We start from the raw sequence: 18,645 nt of genomic DNA, 5'->3' as shown, positions 1-18,645 counted from the left end.
TCGCACGGGGGCGCCGCTCAGTGCTGGCGACCGTGCCCATGGCCATGGTGATGACGCATCGGCCCCCCCTCGCCGCCTGCGCCGCCATAGCCGCGCAGCCGGCCATAGGCGGCGACCTGCTCCGGCGTCAGCACCTGCATCATATCCAGATGATAGTTGAGATGAACGGCGCGCAACCGGCCCGATGTGGCGGCGATGGCTGAGGTGGCGGCGGCAACGGCGTCCCGGTTGGCCGTGCGCCCGGAGAACAGGGCGTCCAGCGCCGCCTCCTCGCGCACCAGCCGCTCACCCAGCGGGATCGCCTCCGCCTTCATCTGCGCGAACAGCGTCTGAGTGCGCTGCAACTGCTCCGCTGTCAGCTTCAGCGCATCGGCGTGCTCCAAGACATGCATGGGGCCTGGATAGCCGTTGAGCTCTGCTGGCATGGCGTAGCCCATGCCGCGACCGGCGCGCAGCCCTGCAATCTGCTCCGCCGACAGGGCCTTGATCTGGCGCTGCGTGGCTTCGGCATAGGGCTGCGCCGCGCTCTGCGACGCCGCCACCGCCGATGCGGCTGACATGGCCAGAACGACGCCTAACACGGTCGCCGATAGCGATGGCGCCAGCCAGGTACGAGACATGGGTTAGTCCTATTTGCGCTATGGAAATTTGCGGGCGCACCGCCGGGATGGAAGCGGCCAGCTGCGTGGAAACCGCCATGTCTTGCGATGGCGCATGCCCCTAGCATAACCCGAAACATGCGACACTTCAGCCGCGCGCCGCCAAAATCTGCTGCAACTCGGCCTCGTAAGGCGCGTAGGAATCCTTCAGCGTGGCGCTGTTCAGCAGCATGCTGGCGACCAGATCATCCGTGCCTGCCCGATACACCCGCGTGATGATCCACGCGCTTTCGGTGCGGCGGCTGCCGCTGAGACCGACGACTTCACGCTCCAGCTCATAGGGCTCGCCGACGAAAAGGGGGCCGTTGATCAGGCGGATCTCCTGATCGGCGAACAGGCCGATGGCCGGACCGCGCGCCGGCAGTCGGCCTTCTTCGGGCGAGCCGAGCAGCACGCTGATCATCTCCACCGGAATGATCGGACGCCCCCAGGGGTTGTCAGCGCCTGAATACCAGGGCGACGGCTCGGTGATCACCTTGAGCTTGTCGGCGAGGCTGAACGGATACAGCGCCCCCATGTGCTGCTGCATGTCCATGCGCACCGGAATACGGCCGCCGAATTTGCCCATGTGGACATCGGCGAGGATCACCAGCACATCCGGCACCTTGAGGCTGGCGAGACGCTGCTCCAGCGCCGTTGGGCCACCGCTTGCTCCGATCGACGCCGTGCCGCGCAGCACTTCCTCGCCATCGGCCCGCTGCATCCACATTTCGACCTGGGTCTCGCCAGGCTGCGGCTTGCGCATGAAAGCGCGGGCCTCATCGCCCTCATAACAGGGGCTGCGATAATGCGCCGACAGGCAGCCAGTCTCGAACCACGCCCTGCCCCACAGATGCGCGCCGAGCGGCGCGAACTGGCTGAAATGCGTCGGCCCCTCAATGGTGCCGCCCTTGAAGCCCAGCTTTTGCGCCGTGGCGTCGTCATGGATCGAGGCATGATCGTCATAGGACTGGGCGTGCAGCATCTGCTTCGGCCCGCGCAGCGGCCCGGAAATCACTTCGCCATCGTCGTGAATGGCCGTGTCGAACGCGCCTGTCGCATTTTCCGCCATGGGTTCCTCCTGATCATGCGCCCGGTGGTCCGGGTCGTTGCGATGGGGCGGCGTCGCCTGCGTGGCGCAGGCCGCTGCATCAATCCGCGAAGGGTAACGCCAAAATCGGGCGACGCCAGCCCGCGCTTTGCGCCCTGCAACTTGCGTCAGCCAGAACCTGCGCCTGCAACCTCGCGCGGGAACAGCGCCGTGCGGCGGCAGGTCAAGGCCCTGCTCTCGCCCATCCTGGGCCAGGCTGACGCGATCGCTCAGGCGGTCTCGATCACCATGCCGTCGAAGGCTGGCGATACATGGGCCGGCAGTTCCGCCGCCAGCCTGGCGTAGTCGAGGTCGGTGTGCAGATTGGTCAGCACCGCCCGCTTCGGCCTGACCCGTTCGATGAGCGCCAGCGCCTGGGACACCGAATAATGCGTCGGATGCGGCGTGTAGCGTAAGGCGTCGATGATCAGCACGTCGAGACCATACAGCTGCGCCACGCTGTCTTCCGGCATCAGATGCACGTCCGGCGCATAGGCCAGGTCATTGAAGCGGAAGCCCAGCGCCGTGGTGTCGCCGTGCAGCATATTGAACGGCAGCGCGGCGATCTCGCCGCCATCGCCGTCGACGCGCACCATCTCGCCGATCTGCATCGGGTGGCGGCGCAGGATCGGCGGGTAGGAGCTGCCGTGCGGCGTGCGGAAGATATAGTCGAAGCGCGGATCGAGGAAACCGAAGGTTTTGTCGTCGATCCAGACGTCGAGCCGCCGCCGCATGTTCAGCGCCAATGGCCGCACGTCGTCGATGCCATGGGTGTGATCGGCATGCTCATGGGTGAGCAGGATGCCGTCGAGCTTGCGCACGTCGGCGTCGATCAGCTGCTCGCGCAGGTCCGGGCCCATGTCGACCAGCACGGTGGTCTGGCCGGCTTCCGCCTGCTTCTCCACCAGAATGGCGCAGCGACGGCGGCGATTTTTTGGATTGGCGGGATCGCAAGCGCCCCAGCCCTGCCCCACGCGCGGCACGCCGGCGGATGAGCCGCAGCCGAGAATGGTGACTTTCAGGCTCATGCGCTCCCTCCCTTGTTGTTATTGTCCGGCCTGTTCCAGGGCGGCGGCCTTGTCGAACAGACGGAAGAAATTCTCCGTCGTCTGCCGGGCCATCTCTTGAGCGCTCAGGCCGCGCACTTCCGCCAGCACCTTGTTGGTGTAAGCGGTGTAGCCCGGCTCGCAGCGCTTGCCGCGCAGCGGCACGGGCGCAAGATAGGGCGAGTCGGTCTCCACCAGCAGCCGCTCCAGCGGCACTGCGGCGGCGATGTCGCGAATATCCTGGGATTTGGGGAAGGTCAGGATGCCCGAGAACGACACATAAAGCCCCAGCTCCACGCCGACGCGCGCCAGCTCCGGGCCCGACGAGAAACAGTGCAACAGCGCCTTGAAGGCGCCCTTGTCCATCTCCTCGCGCAGGATGGCGATCATGTCGTCATCCGCCTTGCGCGCATGGATCACCAGCGGCAGGCCGGTGATGCGCGCAGCAGCGATATTGGTGCGGAACACCGCCTGCTGCACCTCAGGCGGGTCCTTGTCATAGAAATAATCGAGCCCCGCCTCGCCAATGCCGACGCATCGCGGGTGGCTGGCGATGGCGACGATCTCATCGACGCTGACATCTGGCTCCTCACCGGCGTGCAGCGGATGGGTGCCGATGGTGAACCAGACGCGCAGATCGCGCTCGGCCAGTTCGCGATAGACCGCCGCCTTGCGCACATTGGTGGCGATGGTCACCATGCGGGTGACGCCCAGCGCCTCCGCCCGCGCCAGCACCTCGTCAAACTCATTGGCGAAATAGTCGAGATGGCAATGACTGTCGACGAGCATCACGCAGGGGCTTCTGTTTCCGGTTCGACATAGCGCGGGAACACCGGCTCCGGCGCAGGCAGATGGACATGCTCGATCAGCCGGCCCGGCTGGCCGAGGCAGGCGAAGCTGCGCTGGTCCTCAGTGACCGCGAGCAGATCGAGCAGCTTGCCCGCCGCCTGCGGCAGCACCGGCTGGGCGAGGATGGCGACATTGCGGATCACCTCGGCGGTGACATACAGCACCGTCGCCATGCGATCAGGCTCGGTCTTGCGCAGCTTCCACGGCTCCTGGGCCGCGAAATAGCGGTTGGCCTCGGCCACCACCGCCCAGACGTCGGCGAGATAGCCATGCAGCGCGAACTGTTCCATGGCCACGCGCGCCTTGCCCAGCAGCGCGTCGGCCTGGTTGAGCATCGCCTCATCCTCAAGGGTGAGGCCGTTGGGCTGCGGAATCTTGCCGTGGCAGTTCTTGGCGATCATCGACAGCGAGCGCTGGGCGAGATTGCCGAGATCATTGGCCAGATCGGCGTTGATGCGGTTGACGATGGCCTCATGGCTGTAGCTGCCATCCTGGCCGAACGACACTTCGCGCAGCAGGAAATAGCGCAATTGCTCAACGCCATAGGCCTGGGCCAGATCGGTCGGCGCAATCACATTGCCCAGCGACTTGGACATCTTCTCCCCCTTGTTGAAGAGGAAGCCATGGCCGAACACCCGCTTCGGCAGCGCCACGCCCGCCGACATCAGGAAGGCCGGCCAATAGACGGCGTGGAAGCGCACGATATCCTTGCCGATGACGTGAGCGTCCGCCGGCCAGAAGCGCCACTGGTCGCTGGACGCATCAGGAAAGCCGGCGCCGGTGATGTAATTGGTCAGCGCGTCGATCCACACATACATCACATGGCCGGGGCTATCTGGCACCGGCACGCCCCAGTCGAAGGTGCTGCGCGAGATCGACAAATCCTGCAGGCCGCCGCGAACGAAGCTCGTCACCTCATTGAGGCGCGTCGCCGGGCCGACGAAATCGGCATTGGCCTCATAATGCGCCAGCAGGCGGTCCTGGTATTTCGACAGGCGGAAGAACCAGGTCTGCTCTTCTGTCCACTCCACCGGCGTGCCCTGCGGGCCCAGACGCACGCCGTCATTGTTCAGCGTGGTCTCGCTCTCGTCGTAGAACGCCTCATCGCGCACCGAATACCAGCCGGCATAGGTGTCGAGATAGATGTCGCCATTATCGTGCATCCGCTTCCACAGCGCCTGGCAGGCGGCGTAATGGTCCGGATCGGTGGTGCGGATAAAGCGGTCATAGGAGACGCTGAGCGCGTCGCACATCTCACGGAACAGCCCGGCGTTGCGGTCGGCCAGCTCACGTGGGCTGACGCCGGCCTTCGCCGCGGTCTGCACCATCTTCAGGCCGTGCTCATCGGTCCCGGTCTGGAAATAGACGTCAAACCCGTCGAGGCGCTTGAAGCGGGCGATGGCGTCGGTGGCGATGGCCTCATAGGCGTGGCCGATGTGCGGCGCGCCATTCGGATAGGAGATCGCGGTGGTGATGTAGAATGTGGGGCGGCCAGCCATCAGAACTCACTCGGCGCTCGAGCCGTCACGCACCGCCGGTGCGCCGGGCTCACGGGTTATGGGCGTCGCATGACTGGCGCTGCGCCAGATGCGCCGCACGCAGCATGGGCGAGAGCGACCATCCGCTGCCGCGGCGTCGCCTGTCCGCCGCCGGACGCGGCGACCGGATGCGGCGGACGCGTCACAGCGCCCGGACCACTTCCGCGAAATCATTGAACAGCGCCAACACCAGCGGGCGGCGGTCCACATTATAGGCGTCCGCCTCACGCGCCGCCTGGGCGCTCTTCTCCCATACCTCAATCAGGGGCGCAAGGCGACGCGGACCAAGGCTGGCGCGGCTGCGCACAAGCTCCGAGACCCAGTCAGCCACCACCGTCATCATGGTGGCGAAGGCCGCCGCGCCGTCGCGGCCGCTGGTCAGTTCGGCCAGCGCCAGACTCTGGCCGACATCCACCTGCGGCAAAGCGTCGAGCATGGCGCGGGTCTGGCGCATCAACGCCCGCACCTCGCCATCGAGCATGTCCAGCGTCTCGCCCACCGAGCCGCGCCCAAGCGTCACCGCCTCGGCCAGGGCGGCGTCTTCCGCATCGGTCCATGGCGCGCCCAGTGAGTGCACGGCGCGGGTCACGTCGGCGTCGCTGAGGGGGCGAAAGACCTGTTTGCGGCAACGCGAGCGAATAGTGGGCAGCACCCGCGCCGGCGCATGGGCGACGACGAAGCACACCGCGCGCGGCGGCGGCTCCTCGATCGCCTTGAGCAAGGCGTTGGCGCCGGCGACATTGAGATCATCGGCGGCGTCGACGATGACCACGCGCCAGCCGCTGGCGGTGGAGCCGAACAGCTCCAGCGCCCGGCGCACGTCGCCGACGGCGATCTCGGCCGAAAACCCCTTGCCATCCTTGCGCAGCCCCCGGCGCACCACCGCCACATCCGGATGGGCGCCGCTGACGATCTGGCGGAACACCCGTGAGTCCGGCGAAACGTCGAGGCTGTTGATGGCGGCGGCGCCAGGCGCTGTCGGGTCGGGATTGGCCAGCAAGAACCGCGTCGCCCGCCATGCGAACGTCGCCTTGCCCACGCCCTGAGGGCCGCCAAGCAGCCAGGCGTGATGCAGGCGGTTAATGCGCCAGGCGCTGAGGAAATCCTGCTCGGCGTCGGCGTGGCCAAACAGCGCCGCCTGCTCGCGCGGGTGCGGCGCGCCGGGGCGCTGGTCGGGGCCAGTCATGCCCTCGTCGGGCGTCGGGGCCGCCGCCTTGCGGGCGCTCACGGGGCGCCTGCGGCGGCGGGCGTGGCCACGCCCAGCCGCTCCTGCACGATGGCGGCGATGTCGGCGGCCACGGCCTCGACCTCGCGTTGGGCGTTAATCAGTGCACAGCGCGTCGGCTCAGCGCGGGCGATCTGCTGAAACGCCTTGCGCAGCCGGGCATGGAAGGCCAGGCCCTCGCCTTCAAAACGGTCCACCGCCGCATCGCCGCGTCGCCGTTCGGCGCGCTGCAGGCCGATGGCTGGCGGCAGGTCGAGGATCAGGGTCAGATCGGGCCGGACGCCGGCCAGCGTCACCGCCTCCAGCCGCTGCATTAGCTCAGGAGCGACGCCGCCATTCACCCCCTGATAGGCGCGGGTGGAATCGGCGAAGCGATCGCTGAGCACCCAGGCGCCCCGCGCCAGCGCCGGCCGGATCAGCGTGTCGATATGGTCGATGCGGGCGGCGCTGAACAGCATGGCTTCGGCCAATGGCCCGAGGTCGCGGGCGTGGCCGGCGAGAATATGCTCGCGGATCGCCTCGGCGCGCGGCGAACCGCCTGGCTCGCGCGTCACCACCACGTCGAGGCCATGCTGCCGCAGCCGCCCGGCCAGCAGCCGGATCTGCGTGGATTTGCCAGCGCCCTCGCCGCCCTCAAAACTGATGAAACGTCCCGGCGTCGCCGTCCCAGTCATTCGCGCCTCAACGCCTTGCGAATCCATCCGCCCGCCAGCTCCATGGCGCCATCGGCGGCGCGCTGCGTCAGGCTTCCCTGGCTGATCGACGCGCCCGCGTAAAGGGGCGTTTCCAGAACCGGGTGTTCGCCGCGCAGCAAAACCAGCCTGCCGACCTCGGCGCCCTCCTGCACCGGGGCCGGCAACGGCCCCTGATAGATCGCCTGGGCGGTGAATTTTTCATCGACGCCACGGCGGGCCAGCACGCCGACCGGCTGGCGGGCGACCAGCGGCACGGCGCCGCGCGCGCCGCCGAACACCTGGGCCTCGGCGACCGGAGCGCCAGCCGCGAAGAGCCGGCGCAACTCAAAGGTGCGCTCCACCCATTCCACCAGCTTCTTCGCCTCCTGCGCCCGTTCGGCGGCGGTTTTCATGCCGGCCATGACGAACACCAGCCGCTGCCCATCCCGCTGCACCGAGCCGGCGAGGCCGAAGCCGCCGTCACGCGTATAGGCGGTCTGCAGCCCGTCGGCGCCGCTCACCGCCAGGATCAGCGGATTACGGTTGCGCTGCAGGATTTTGTTCCAGCCGAACTCCGGCTCGCTGAAAATACGGTAATGTTCGGGCCAGGTCTTGATGACATGCAGCGACAGCCGCGCCATGTCGCGGGCGCTGGTGCTCTGGCCAGGGTCTGGCAGGCCCGAGGCGTTGGTGAAGCTGGTGCGGGTCAGGCCCAGTTCACGCGCCCTGGCGTTCATGCGCGCCACGAAGGCGGGCTCACTGCCGGCCACGCCCTCGGCCAGGACGATGGCCGCGTCATTGCCAGCCTGCACCAGCATGCCGCGCAACAGATCGGCGACACGCACCTGGCTGTTGAGAATGGCGAACATGGCCGAGCCGCCGGACGGGCCGCCGCCAGTTCGCCACGCATGCTCCGACACCTTGAAGCTGTCCTCAAGCGTGAGTTTGCCGCTGGCCAGCGCCTCGAACACCAGCGCCGCCGTCATGATCTTGGTCATGCTGGCCGGCGCAATCGGCGCGTCGGCGGCCTTCTCAAACACCACCGAGCCCGTGCCCTGATCGATCAGGATCACCTGGGTCGCCGGGGTTTCGAAGGCGGCGGCGGCGGCGCCATGGGCGTCCTTGTCGCGCCCGCCCTGGGCGATCGCGGGCGAAGGCAGGGCGACAATGCTCAGACCGAGCGTCGCCACAGTGGCGGCCACCAGCGCCAGCCGGTCCGCGCGCCAGCGACCCTGCGGGCGCAAGCCGCCAGGCGCCAGCAACCGGCCAATACGCCAGGGCCCGGTCAGGCGTTGCAAATGGAGCTGAGACAGCGACATGGCCCCAGTGTGTGGCGAGGCCCGCGTAAAGGCAAGGCGGAGCCCCGTGAGCGCAGGCCCAACTCCCGGCCTGGCGATGTCCGACGTTCAATGGCTCGTCGCGTCATGACCCCAGGACGCGCCCGGGAGCACGCTCCTGAAGCGGTCGCGCTGGACGCCGACGCGCCAAATCGCGACGTGTCCGGCCAGTCCGCCTTAGCGACCCGCCGCCAGCACGATGGGCCGCACCGGCGGCAGCGGCGCCGTCTCCGGCAGGGCGGCCAGCAGATTGATGGCCTGGCTGTCCGCCTCGGCAGAGGCCTGCGAAGCGTCGTGATCGAGCGCCTGCTGCACGGGCGCAGTCGCGCCGGGGCCAGCGCTGGCCAAATGCAGGCTGGCGCCGCCGGCCGTGCTGTCGTCACGCGCCGCCGGGGTGGCGGCGATATGGGTCTGGCGATCGTGGTGGCGCTGTTGTGCCTGGTGGGTATGGGAGCTGGCGGGAGCGCTCGCCACCATCACGCGGCTCTGGCCGCCATCCAGTTGGGCGGGAACGCCATCGGCCAGCGTGGCGGCGAGAATGGTGTCATCGCTGCCGTCGACTGAGGCCCTGCGCAGATAGTCGACCTTGACCCGGGCCGTGCCCATCTGGCGGAATTCGAGCAGCTCGGCGGCGCGCTTGGAGACGTCGATGATGCGGCGGCCATGGTATGGCCCACGGTCATTGACGCGCACCACCAGCGACAGGCCATTGTCCATATTGGTGACGCGCACATAGCTCGGCAGCGGCAGGGTCGGATGGGCGGCGGCGATTGAGTATTTGTCGAACACCTCGCCATTGGCGGTCATACGGCCGTGGAAATTCGGGCCATACCAGGAGGCGACGCCGCTGGCGGTATAATTTGGATTGTCGACCGGCGTGTAGCGCTTGCCCGCCACCGTATAGGTCTTGCCGACCATGGCGCGGCCACCGCCCTTCGGCACCGGCTGACCATCCTTGACCATGCGCGGGCTGGAGCTGACGCCGTATTTTTTGTTGAAGCGGTCCTGCTTGGCCCCTTCTTTCTCGACATTGCCTGCGCAATTAGCTGCCAGCAGCGCCGCCGCCGTCACGCCCGCCAGCTGCAGCGCCGAGCGTAGCCGCGCTTTACGGGGTGTGCTGGCGTCCGCTTCCTGATCAGACTGGCGTGCGCTGCGGCCAGCCGCTTGTGCGGCGTCCGTGTGCGAAAAAGACTTGGGTGCTGACATGGCCAGGCTGGTCTCTGCTCTGTAGAGGCGCGCAAGGCGCCATGTTCACAGGATCGAAACTGCATTTCCGGGCTAATGCGTTAACAAAACCCTAATACAGCCTCCAGGCGATGCGGGAGTTGATCCAAAACGGGACGCCCCACTGGCGCAAAACCTGACCTGTCGATGAGGATTTGTCAAAAAGGCGGCGCAACTGTGGTGGGCTAGGAGCGGTAACGCTCACGGAGCGGCGACGCTAACCCTTTGTGTGACAAGCCGTTGATGCTGCTGGAAAGCCCGCCCGACGCCCAGACCAGGCCGCACGCCCAAAAGGCGTCGCAATCATGACGAAGCGTTAACCAGTCCTGCAGCCGCGCGCGCCGTAGCAGCGTAAATCATGCTGGGACGCGCCCGCGGCCGGCCCCATCCGGCCCGCGGCCCTGCGGCCCCGCGGGCCGCCTGCCGCCGGGCCGAAGGCGCGGTCGCGCGACGTGGCGGCTCGTGCAGTACGGCGAACCGGCCGACGGCGGCGCGACCACGCATGGGCGCTACGCCCAGCGTGTTAGCGGTGACAGACAGTCTGTGGGGCGGGAAACAGATGGCGCCCCGCGCCCGTTACCGGGCCGCGCCCTGCGCCAGGACGTCCCGCCGACCACACAAGACCTTGCCGTCAAAGCAACGCCGCCGCGATGTCGCCTTGACATCTATGTATTGGGTCGGTTGATATTCAATATCTAGTTGCATATTTTTTACATTCAAAACAAACTGGCGATAATATAAAAGTGATAGACACGCCAAAACAACGCTAGCGCGAACTTATTAGCGGATGATCCATGGCAAAGAACGCGCTCATCACCGGAATTACTGGGCAGGACGGCGCATATCTGGCCAGATTGTTACTCTCGAAGGGGTATGAGGTCTTTGGCGTGGCGCGGCGCACCAGCGCCGGCGAGGCCGCCACCGAGCGGCTGCGCTGGCTCGGCGTCGCTGACGATGTCCGGATGATTGACGGCGATGCCCTGGACCTCGCCAGCCTGATGCGGGCGCTGCAGGAGGCGCGACCTGATGAGGTCTACAACCTCGCCGCCCAGTCCTATGTCATGACCTCGTGGCGGCAGCCGCTGTTGACGGGCTCGGTCACCGCCATGGGGGCCGCGCACATGCTGGAGGCAGTGCGGCTGACGGGCGCGCGCCTGCGCTATTACCAGGCGTCGACGTCTGAGATGTTCGGCCAGTCCGGCGCCGCGCTGCAGAATGAGCAGACGCCGTTCCAGCCGCGCTCGCCCTATGCCGCCGCCAAATTGCACGCCCATTGGCTGACGGTGAATTATCGCGAAAGCTTCGGCCTGCACGCCAGTTGCGGCATCCTGTTCAACCATGAATCGCCGCTGCGCGGCGAGGAGTCGTCAGGCGTCGCATCAGCCGCGCCGTGGCGGCCATTCGCCTTGGCCGGCAGCGCCAGCTGACGCTCGGCGCCATGGATGCCCAGCGCGACTGGGGCCATGCGGAAGACTATGTGGAGGCGATGTGGCTGATGCAGCAGCAGCCCAAGCCGCTGGATCTGGTGATCGCCACGGGCGAGGCGCTCAGCGTGCGGCAACTATGCCAGATCGCCTTCGCCCATGCTGGCCTCGATATGCAGGCGCATGTGCGCCACGACCCGGCGCTGTTACGACCGGCGGAAGTGGATTGTCTGCGCGGCGACGCGCGGCTGGCCAGGGCGCGCATCGGCTGGACGCCGCGTCGCAGCGCCGCCGACACCATGCGCGAGATGGTCGACGCCGATCTGGCGCGCCTCTCCGCTGACAGCCTGGCGGCTGAGTGAGGACGCTGGCGCGGCGATCGCGTGGCTTGACGGCCCCCGCCATAAGACCCCGCCCCCCGCTTGGCTGCTGGTACGCGCCATGTCAGGGAACGGCGGCGACCTTAGCCCTGGGCGCTGCGACGCAGGCTGGCGTATTCGGCGGCGCCGACGGCGCCTGCGACCACGAGCCCGGCGATGATGGCGATGAAAATGGACATGGGCGCCTCCTGTTGCTGCTCAGGCTGTAGCGGGGGCCGCCCTGGCGACGCCTTAAGCAATGGGGTTAACGTGCTGGGATATTGACATGCCAAAACGGCGCGGCGGCTGGCGTGCGCCGGCGCACAAGATGCGCGCGCAACCATCGCAATTGACATGTAGCTCCGTCGCCCATCCCCCTGGCGACGGCACAACGGGCGGCGATGCTTTGGCGATGATCTGGTGAGGCGATGTGGACCGGTTTGTCGCCTGCACTGCCAGTGTTCCACGCGTGCTCGCCTGGCCATCCTGCCCAAACTGCCGCCACGCCGCTAGCCGCATCCCTTGCCGCATCTCTTGCCGCGCCATTGCCGAGCGCTTGCCGAGTCCTTGCCGAGCCCTCGCCGCGCTCTCGCGCCAACGTCCGCGGTTTTCCCTCGTGAGCCCACGCGCGGCTCAAGCCCCGCCCGGCCCATCGCCTTCCCCTCACCGCCGCTTGCCCGGCAGGCCGTGGCGCGCCACGGACGCGACGCGGCGGCGTCCGGCTTGGCGCCGGCGCGAAAATCAGCGTATGCGGCTGACGAGGACCGTCGCGGCCTCGCAAGTCGGGCCATGTCCGGCATCGGCGACGTCAAGCGTCGAACGGCGGCGGCGACAACAACAAGGGGGAAGCGGTGCGATGAAGGCGCTGAGATATTTTGGTGAACGCGACATCCGTTGCGAGGCGATGGACGATCCGGCGCTGCAGTCTGATCGCGACGTCATCGTCAAAATGGAGGCCTGCTCGATCTGCGGCAGCGACCTGCACATTTATCACGGCCATGGTTTCTCTGAGGACGTTGGCTTCTGCGTCGGTCATGAGGCGGTTGGCGAGGTGGTGGAGACGGGCCGCGCCGTGCATCGCCTGAAGGTCGGCGACAAGGTGATGATGCCAGCCGCCGTCGGTTGCGGCGCCTGCCGCTCATGCCTGGCGGGCAATGTCATCCATTGCGAATTCAACGCAGGCGCCTGCTATGGCCTGTCGGCGAAACTGCAGGGCGTGCAGGCCGAGTTCTTCCGCGTGCCGGCTGGCGACATGAACGCCGTCAAGATCCCCGAGGGCGTCACCGCCGAGCAGGCGCTGATGATGACCGACGCGCTGTCCACCGCCTGGTTCGGCGCCCGCAACGCCGATATTCGCCCAGGCTCTAGTGTCGCGGTGATTGGCCTCGGCCCGATCGGCCTGATGGCCGTCGACAGCGCGTTCGTCATGGGCGCGCATACGGTCTACGCCATCGATCCGGTGGCGGGACGCCGGGCGCTGGCGGCGGAATCCGGCGCCATCGCCCTTGCGCCAGAAGAGGCGCTGGAGCGCGTCAAGCAGGATACCCACGGCCGCAAGGTGGATTGCGTCATTGAGGCAGTCGGCCATGACGCGACGGTGGATCTGGCGCTGCGCCTCGTCACCCGGCGCGGCACGGTGTCGGTGATCGGCGTGCAGCAATCGCGGCGCTACGCCTTCCCGCTGGAGCGCGCCTTCGCCGCTGGCCTCACCTTCCGCATCGGCACCTGCTCGGTGCCGGAGGAACTGCCGGCGCTGTTCCCGCTGGTGCAATCGGGCCGCCTGCGGCCAGAGCGCTACATCAGCCACCGCCTGCCGCTCGATCAGGGCGCCGAAGCCTACCGTCTGTTTGAATCGCGCGAGCCTGGCGTGGTCAAAACGGTGATCACGCCTAACTGAGGCGAGGCTGGGCCAGACTGAGCCGATCTGGTCGACGCCTTCGGCGGCGTCGCCCAGGGCCATTGCATGGCTTGCCAGCGGCGGCTGTGACGGGACGTGGCGAAGCCGTGCAGGCGGCGCGTGTCGTGCTATCGTCACATCCACCTGGCAGGCAGGGCGGCTGACGCGCCAGCCCGGCGCCAGCACAGGACGCCATGCGCTACGCACTCTATTACCTTCCCGATCCGCAATCCCGGCTGTTTCGCAAGGGCAGCGCCCTGCTCGGCCATGACTGTTACACCGGCCAGGCCGTCGCGCCGCCGCAGGTGGCGGGCCTTGCGGGCGAGGATGTGGCGCAGCATGTGCGGCAGGCGCGCAAATATGGCTTCCATGCCACGCTCAAGCCGCCGTTCACCCTGCGCGATGGCGTCGCCGAGGCCGATCTGCTGGAGGCGGCGCGGAGCTTTTGCGCCCTTGCGACGCCGCTCCACGCTGGCCTGATGCAGGTGGCAGGCCCTGGCCTGTTCGTTGCGCTGGAGCCTGTGGCGCCGCCGCCGGCCCTCGGCATGATGGCGGCGGAGATCGTGGCCTTTTTCGACCGCTTCCGCGCGCCGCTCAACGCCGCAGACCTCGCCCGCCGCCCACCGGAGCAGCTTGCGCCACGCCAGCGGGCGCTGCAGCAGCGCTGGGGCTATCCGTGGGTGTTTGAGGCGTTCCGTTTCCACATGACCCTGTCAGACCGCCTCGATGAGGAGCGGCTGGCGCAATGGCGCGGCGCGCTGGCGGCCTGGTTCGGCCAGCCGCCCCTGCATCTGGATGCGCTGGCGGTGCTGCGCCAGAGCGATCGCGACGCGCCATTTCAGGTGATCGAGCGGTTTATGTTCCGCGGCTGACCAGGCTCTGCCCGGCGATCGATCAACCATGGCCCGGCGCACCGGCCCCCGCAGCACCGATCGCGCCGCCTTGATGCCAACGTCGCTCCTGCAGCCGCGCAGCAAGACGTGGATACCCGCGACAAGCGCGGGCATGACGGCGCGGGTTGCGGCTGGGGAAAGGTGTGGGAAAGGCGCCCGATGGCCCAAGCGTAGGGCCCAACGCGAGGCCCGGCTATTGCTGGCGCCACTCACCTCACCGCCGTCATGGTCGGGCTTGACCCGACCATCCACGTCTTGGCCGTTGTCAGGCGTTCGCGGCAGTCAATAGGCGAGCGGCTCTGGCCATGGCGCCTCCCTACTGACCGCCGTCGTCGCCCGCGCAACCGCGCAGCAAGACGTGGATGCCCGCGACAAGCGCGGGCATGACGGCGCGGGTTGCGGCGCGAGTTGCGGCGCGGGCAAGGCGCCCGTTAATCGGCGCCGCCCTACACGCAACGCACGGTTCATTGTCGGGCCAGCGGTTCATTGATCGAGCAAGCCTGCCGTTTGCCCCCCCGCCCCCCTTTCAGCAGTTTATTCTCCACAAGGCCATGGGATTGAAAACCATTTCCCGGCATTGACTGTATATTGGGCAGCGCAACAGTTGACGCTTTCGTGAATTGATGGGCAATGTTCCCGCACATCAATTCGCGCGCCGCTTGCCTTGCGGCAGGCGATTACTGCGCATTTTTCCCTGGCCGCATGCGTCGGAACGCCCGGACCAAACCTACAGTCCGGCGTCGGCGCCTGGGTCATTCCCGCTACTGGCTGGCGAGGCCCTCCAGACTGCTGCGGCAGGCGGCGGGGCCGCGGCGGCCATTGGCGCTTTCTCACCGGGAGCACCGCCATGGCCCGCGTCACCGCACTTGAGCCGTCCGACCTTCAGGGCGACGCCAGCGACGTCTATTCGCGCATTCTCGCCAGCTATGGCCCCTATCACAATCTGCTGCGCGCCTTCGCCCACCGGCCGCCGGCGCTGCAGCACATTTTCTCTTATCTGCTGCAGTCCAAGGCCGACGCGCTGATTTCGCCGCGTCACCTTGAGATCGCGCTGCTCAGCGCCTCCAAGGCGCATGCCTGCTCCTATTGCGTGGCGCATCACACCAACCAGTCGCTCAGCACGGGCCTTGCCAAAGAGTCGATCGACAATCTGCTTGAGCCGCAGGTGCCTGGCTTCGATGCGCTGGATCATCTGGTGCGCGATTACGCCGTGCAGGTCACCCGCGACTCCGCCCGCGTCAGCAACGCTCAGTTCGCGCAATTGCGCGCGCATTTTTCTGAAGAGCAGATCGTCGAGCTGACCCTGCGCATCGCCCTGTGCAGCTTCTTCAAACGCGTGGATGAGGCGCTGCACATCGATCTTGAGACCGATGTTGCGCTGGAGTTCGCCCAGGTGACCGGGGCCGCGGCGCAGACAGCCGCCGAATAATTCGCGGTCGTCATCGCGACCGGGGCACGCTGGCGGCGCCACAGGCGCGCCGCCCTCTTCCCTGAACATGCAGGATAATATGGGCGCTCTGAAGCCAAAACTGGCCGTCAGCGGCTTGCGCAAGTCGTTCAGCGGCAAGGATGGCCGGGTCGACGTGCTCGGCGGTCTCGATCTGTCGGTCAACCCTGGCGAATTCATCTCCGTGATCGGCCCTTCCGGTTGCGGCAAGTCCACGCTGTTCAACATCCTCGCCGGCCTCGTCGGCCATGATGGCGGCGTGTTGCAGCTGGATGGGGCGGATGTGCCGCATTTGCGTGGCCGGGTGGGCTATATGCTGCAGCGCGACCTGCTGATGCCCTGGCGGACGGTGCTGGAGAACGTCTGCGTCGGCCTCGAGATTCGCGGCGTGCCGAAGCGCGAGCAGATCGAAAGCGCCACCCATTATCTTGAGCTGTTCGGCCTGTCGGCCTTCGCCAATTCCTGGCCGAAGGAGCTGTCGGGCGGCATGCGCCAGCGCGTCGCCCTTGCCCGCACCCTGCTGCCAGAGCCAGATATCCTGCTGCTCGACGAGCCGTTCTCGGCGCTCGATTACCAGACCCGGCTGTTTCTTGAGGGGCTGTTGGTCGAGACCGTCAACAAGAGCGGCCGCACGGTGATCCTCGTCACCCATGACATCGACGAGGCCATCGCCCTGTCAGAGCGAATTTTCGTGCTCAGCGCCCGCCCGGGTCGCCTGAAAAACGTCCACCATATCGAGCTGGACACCCATTCGCCGGTCGAGGCGCGCAAGGATCCGCGCTTCAGCGCCTATTTCGACCTGCTGTGCAGCGAACTCGATATCCAGACCGCGCGGGGCGACGCCTGATGTCCACCACTCATGAGAGCGAGCGCGCCCCGCTGTGGCGGCGCATTGTCACCGCCCCGGTGTTCACCCAGCTGGCGATCCTCGTCGTTGGGCTTGGCCTGTGGCAATGGGCGGTGAAAGCCGAATATGTCTCCGGCTTCCTGTTTGGCTGGCCCACTGGCATCGCCGAAACCGCCTGGCGCATGCTGCTGTCCGGCGAATTGCTGGTCGACGCTGGCTGGACGCTGTGGGCCTCGGCGGTCGGCTTCGTCGTCGGCACGGTGGTCGGCTCCGCCATTGGGCTTGGGCTTTGGTATTCGCCCTGGCTGGCGCGGGTGATCGCCCCTTATATCGCCGCCATCAATTCGGTGCCGAAGATCGCCTTTGCGCCGCTGGTCATCCTGTGGTTCGGCACCGGCGTGTCGTCCAAGGTGGCGCTGTCGATCTCGCTGACCCTGGTGGTGGCGCTGCTCGCCGCTTTCCACGCCGCGCGCACCACTGACCCTGATCTGCAGAAGATGATGGCGTCGCTGGGCTGCTCGCGCAGCCAGATTTTCACCAAGGTGGTGGTGCCGTCGTCGATGCCCGACATTATCGGCGCCTTCCAGATCAATATTGGCTTTGCGCTGGTCGGCACGGTGGTGGGCGAATTCATCTCGTCGCGCCACGGCATGGGCCATGTGATCTTCGTCGCCTCGTCGATGTATGACCTGAACACCGTGTGGGTTGGCATTATCTCGCTGATGATCATGGGCTTTTTGCTGTCGATGGCCGCGAGTGTCGTCGAGCGCCGGCTGCTGGCGTGGAAAGACGCCACCTTCGCCCCGACCTTCACCAGTTGAACGCACGCGCCTGTCCCGCCCCTCCGGCGCCGCGCCTCCTGCGCCGCCCTGGGGCGGCGTCTCTCATGGCCCCTTCCTTGGCCCCGCCTTCCTTGGCCCCGCCCAGGCGCGGCCGCATCACCATCTGTCTGGCGGCGTCGCCGCCCTGATCGAGGACCCAGACCATGATCCGCAAATCCCTCGCGCTCGCCTTTGCTGCGGGCGTCGCATTCCCCGCCGCCGCCCTGGCCGAGGCGCCGAAGCAGAAGGCCGTGGTCTCGGCCGCCTTCAAATCGGTGCTGTATCTGCCGGTCTATGTGGCCGACGAGCTCGGCTATTTCCGTGACCAGGGCCTCGACGTGCGCATCGACGTGGCCTCCTCCTCGACCAACGCCCTCGCCTCGGTGATCTCGAAGAGCGCAGACTTCTCGCTGCACGGCCCGGAGTGGACGGTGATCTCGGCCTCGAAGGGCGGCCAGGTCAAGGTGATCGGCGGCACGCTGGGCCGTCTCGGCGCCTGGCTGTCGTGCAAGGCCGACGCCAATATCAAGGGCGTCAAGGATCTGAAGGGCAAGGTGGTGTCGTCGGGCGCCATGCCGACCACCAGTACCTCGGCCTTCATCAATATCCTCAAGCAGAACGGCCTCGACGCCAACAAGGACATCCGGCTGATCGAAGTGCCGATGGGCTCGGAGATCGGCCCGCTGGCCGCCGGTCAGGCCGATTGCGCCGTGCTGTACGAACCGGGCGGCTCGCAGGCCGAAGACCAGGGCTTCAAGGTCGCCATTCCGTTCGCCGAGGAAATGGGCCCTTACACCTTCTCCGCCATCTCGACCCGTAAGGACATCGATCCGGAGATCGCGCGCAAATTCCTCGCCGGCATGGACAAGGCGCTGAAGCAGATCCACGCCGACCCGTCCAAGGCGGTGGAGATCGGCCAGAAGCTGTTCCCCAACATGAAGCCGTCGGTGGTCAAGGCCTCGGTGGAGCGTCTGATCAAGTCGGACGTCATCGCCCGTTCGGTGGCCCTGCCGCCGGAGGCGCTGAAGGCGGCGCTGAAGACCCAGATCGACCTCGGCAACCTCAAGGAGGCGCCGGCCCAGGCCAAGTGGCTCGATGACGCCGCCGCCAGCAAGATTGCGGCCGAAACAGGCAAGTAAGCCCAGGATGCCACGCTGCTGACGCGTGCGCATCATCACATGCGCAGGCGTCGCACGGGCAATGGTATGGGCCGACGACAGGACCAGCCGTTCCCTGGTTGATGTTGTGTGCTAGCATCAACTGGCAAGATATTGCAGTGACTTGATATTCTGTTGCGCTACGACGGCGGGCCAATGGCCCGCCGTCGCTGTTTCGA

The 18,645-nt window shown here is 67.0% G+C and carries 15 protein-coding genes and 1 pseudogene; 7 read left to right on the top strand and 9 right to left on the bottom strand.

Annotation, left to right across the window (positions count from 1 at the left end; translation table 11 throughout):
* Positions 1-17 precede the first annotated feature (17 nt).
* From AC6A67_RS11200 to AC6A67_RS11160, 9 genes are all read right to left on the bottom strand, one after another.
* Positions 18-620 carry a hypothetical protein gene (locus tag AC6A67_RS11200; RefSeq protein ID WP_498036642.1) on the bottom strand — a complete coding sequence of 201 codons (603 nt, stop codon included), beginning with the start codon at positions 618-620 and terminating at the stop codon, positions 18-20.
* A 127-nt stretch (positions 621-747) separates the two neighbouring features.
* The gene (locus AC6A67_RS11195; protein WP_498036641.1) at positions 748-1,710 is read right to left on the bottom strand and encodes a hypothetical protein; all 963 of its coding nucleotides are present in this window, start codon (positions 1,708-1,710) and stop codon (positions 748-750) included.
* A 248-nt stretch (positions 1,711-1,958) separates the two neighbouring features.
* A complete protein-coding gene (locus AC6A67_RS11190) occupies positions 1,959-2,756 on the bottom strand; it encodes an MBL fold metallo-hydrolase (protein WP_498036640.1) in 798 nt (265 codons plus the stop codon).
* Positions 2,757-2,774: 18 nt separating this feature from the next.
* On the bottom strand, positions 2,775-3,563 hold the full coding sequence (locus AC6A67_RS11185) for a TatD family hydrolase (RefSeq protein WP_498036639.1): 789 nt from the start codon (positions 3,561-3,563) through the stop codon (positions 2,775-2,777).
* Positions 3,563-5,122, bottom strand: coding sequence for a methionine--tRNA ligase (gene metG, locus AC6A67_RS11180; RefSeq protein WP_498036638.1), 1,560 nt, complete (start codon positions 5,120-5,122; stop codon positions 3,563-3,565). The genes AC6A67_RS11185 and metG overlap by 1 nt, the downstream gene beginning before the upstream one ends.
* Positions 5,123-5,303: 181 nt before the next feature.
* A complete protein-coding gene (locus AC6A67_RS11175) occupies positions 5,304-6,389 on the bottom strand; it encodes a DNA polymerase III subunit delta' (protein ID WP_498036637.1) in 1,086 nt (361 codons plus the stop codon).
* Positions 6,386-7,060 (bottom strand): dTMP kinase, encoded by a 675-nt coding sequence (gene tmk, locus AC6A67_RS11170; RefSeq protein ID WP_498036636.1) that lies wholly within the window; start codon positions 7,058-7,060, stop codon positions 6,386-6,388. The genes AC6A67_RS11175 and tmk overlap by 4 nt, the downstream gene beginning before the upstream one ends.
* On the bottom strand, positions 7,057-8,379 hold the full coding sequence (locus tag AC6A67_RS11165; protein ID WP_498036635.1) for a D-alanyl-D-alanine carboxypeptidase family protein: 1,323 nt from the start codon (positions 8,377-8,379) through the stop codon (positions 7,057-7,059). Before AC6A67_RS11165 ends, tmk begins: the two co-directional genes overlap by 4 nt.
* A gap of 195 nt (positions 8,380-8,574) precedes the next feature.
* A complete protein-coding gene (locus AC6A67_RS11160; protein WP_498036634.1) occupies positions 8,575-9,603 on the bottom strand; it encodes a septal ring lytic transglycosylase RlpA family protein in 1,029 nt (342 codons plus the stop codon).
* Positions 9,604-10,415: 812 nt separating this feature from the next.
* On the opposite strand from AC6A67_RS11160, the pseudogene AC6A67_RS11155 reads away from it, so the two are divergent.
* From AC6A67_RS11155 to AC6A67_RS11125, 7 genes and pseudogenes are all read left to right on the top strand, one after another.
* A pseudogene (locus tag AC6A67_RS11155) lies at positions 10,416-11,407 on the top strand (GDP-mannose 4,6-dehydratase).
* A gap of 853 nt (positions 11,408-12,260) precedes the next feature.
* Entirely contained in the window at positions 12,261-13,301 is a 1,041-nt protein-coding gene (locus AC6A67_RS11150) for an alcohol dehydrogenase family protein (RefSeq protein ID WP_498036633.1), read from the top strand.
* Positions 13,302-13,495: 194 nt separating this feature from the next.
* Entirely contained in the window at positions 13,496-14,173 is a 678-nt protein-coding gene (locus AC6A67_RS11145) for a DUF1045 domain-containing protein (protein WP_498036632.1), read from the top strand.
* A gap of 868 nt (positions 14,174-15,041) precedes the next feature.
* Positions 15,042-15,623 carry a carboxymuconolactone decarboxylase family protein gene (locus AC6A67_RS11140; RefSeq protein ID WP_498036631.1) on the top strand — a complete coding sequence of 194 codons (582 nt, stop codon included), beginning with the start codon at positions 15,042-15,044 and terminating at the stop codon, positions 15,621-15,623.
* A gap of 79 nt (positions 15,624-15,702) precedes the next feature.
* A complete protein-coding gene (locus tag AC6A67_RS11135; protein ID WP_498036630.1) occupies positions 15,703-16,488 on the top strand; it encodes an ABC transporter ATP-binding protein in 786 nt (261 codons plus the stop codon).
* Positions 16,488-17,309 carry an ABC transporter permease gene (locus tag AC6A67_RS11130; RefSeq protein ID WP_498036629.1) on the top strand — a complete coding sequence of 274 codons (822 nt, stop codon included), beginning with the start codon at positions 16,488-16,490 and terminating at the stop codon, positions 17,307-17,309. Before AC6A67_RS11135 ends, AC6A67_RS11130 begins: the two co-directional genes overlap by 1 nt.
* A 164-nt stretch (positions 17,310-17,473) precedes the next feature.
* Entirely contained in the window at positions 17,474-18,448 is a 975-nt protein-coding gene (locus AC6A67_RS11125) for an ABC transporter substrate-binding protein (protein ID WP_498036628.1), read from the top strand.
* The last annotated feature ends 197 nt before the right edge of the window (positions 18,449-18,645 follow it).

The sequence above is a fragment of the Camelimonas sp. FR25 genome (assembly GCF_059740505.1).
This window is presented reverse-complemented; position numbering and strand designations above follow the sequence as displayed.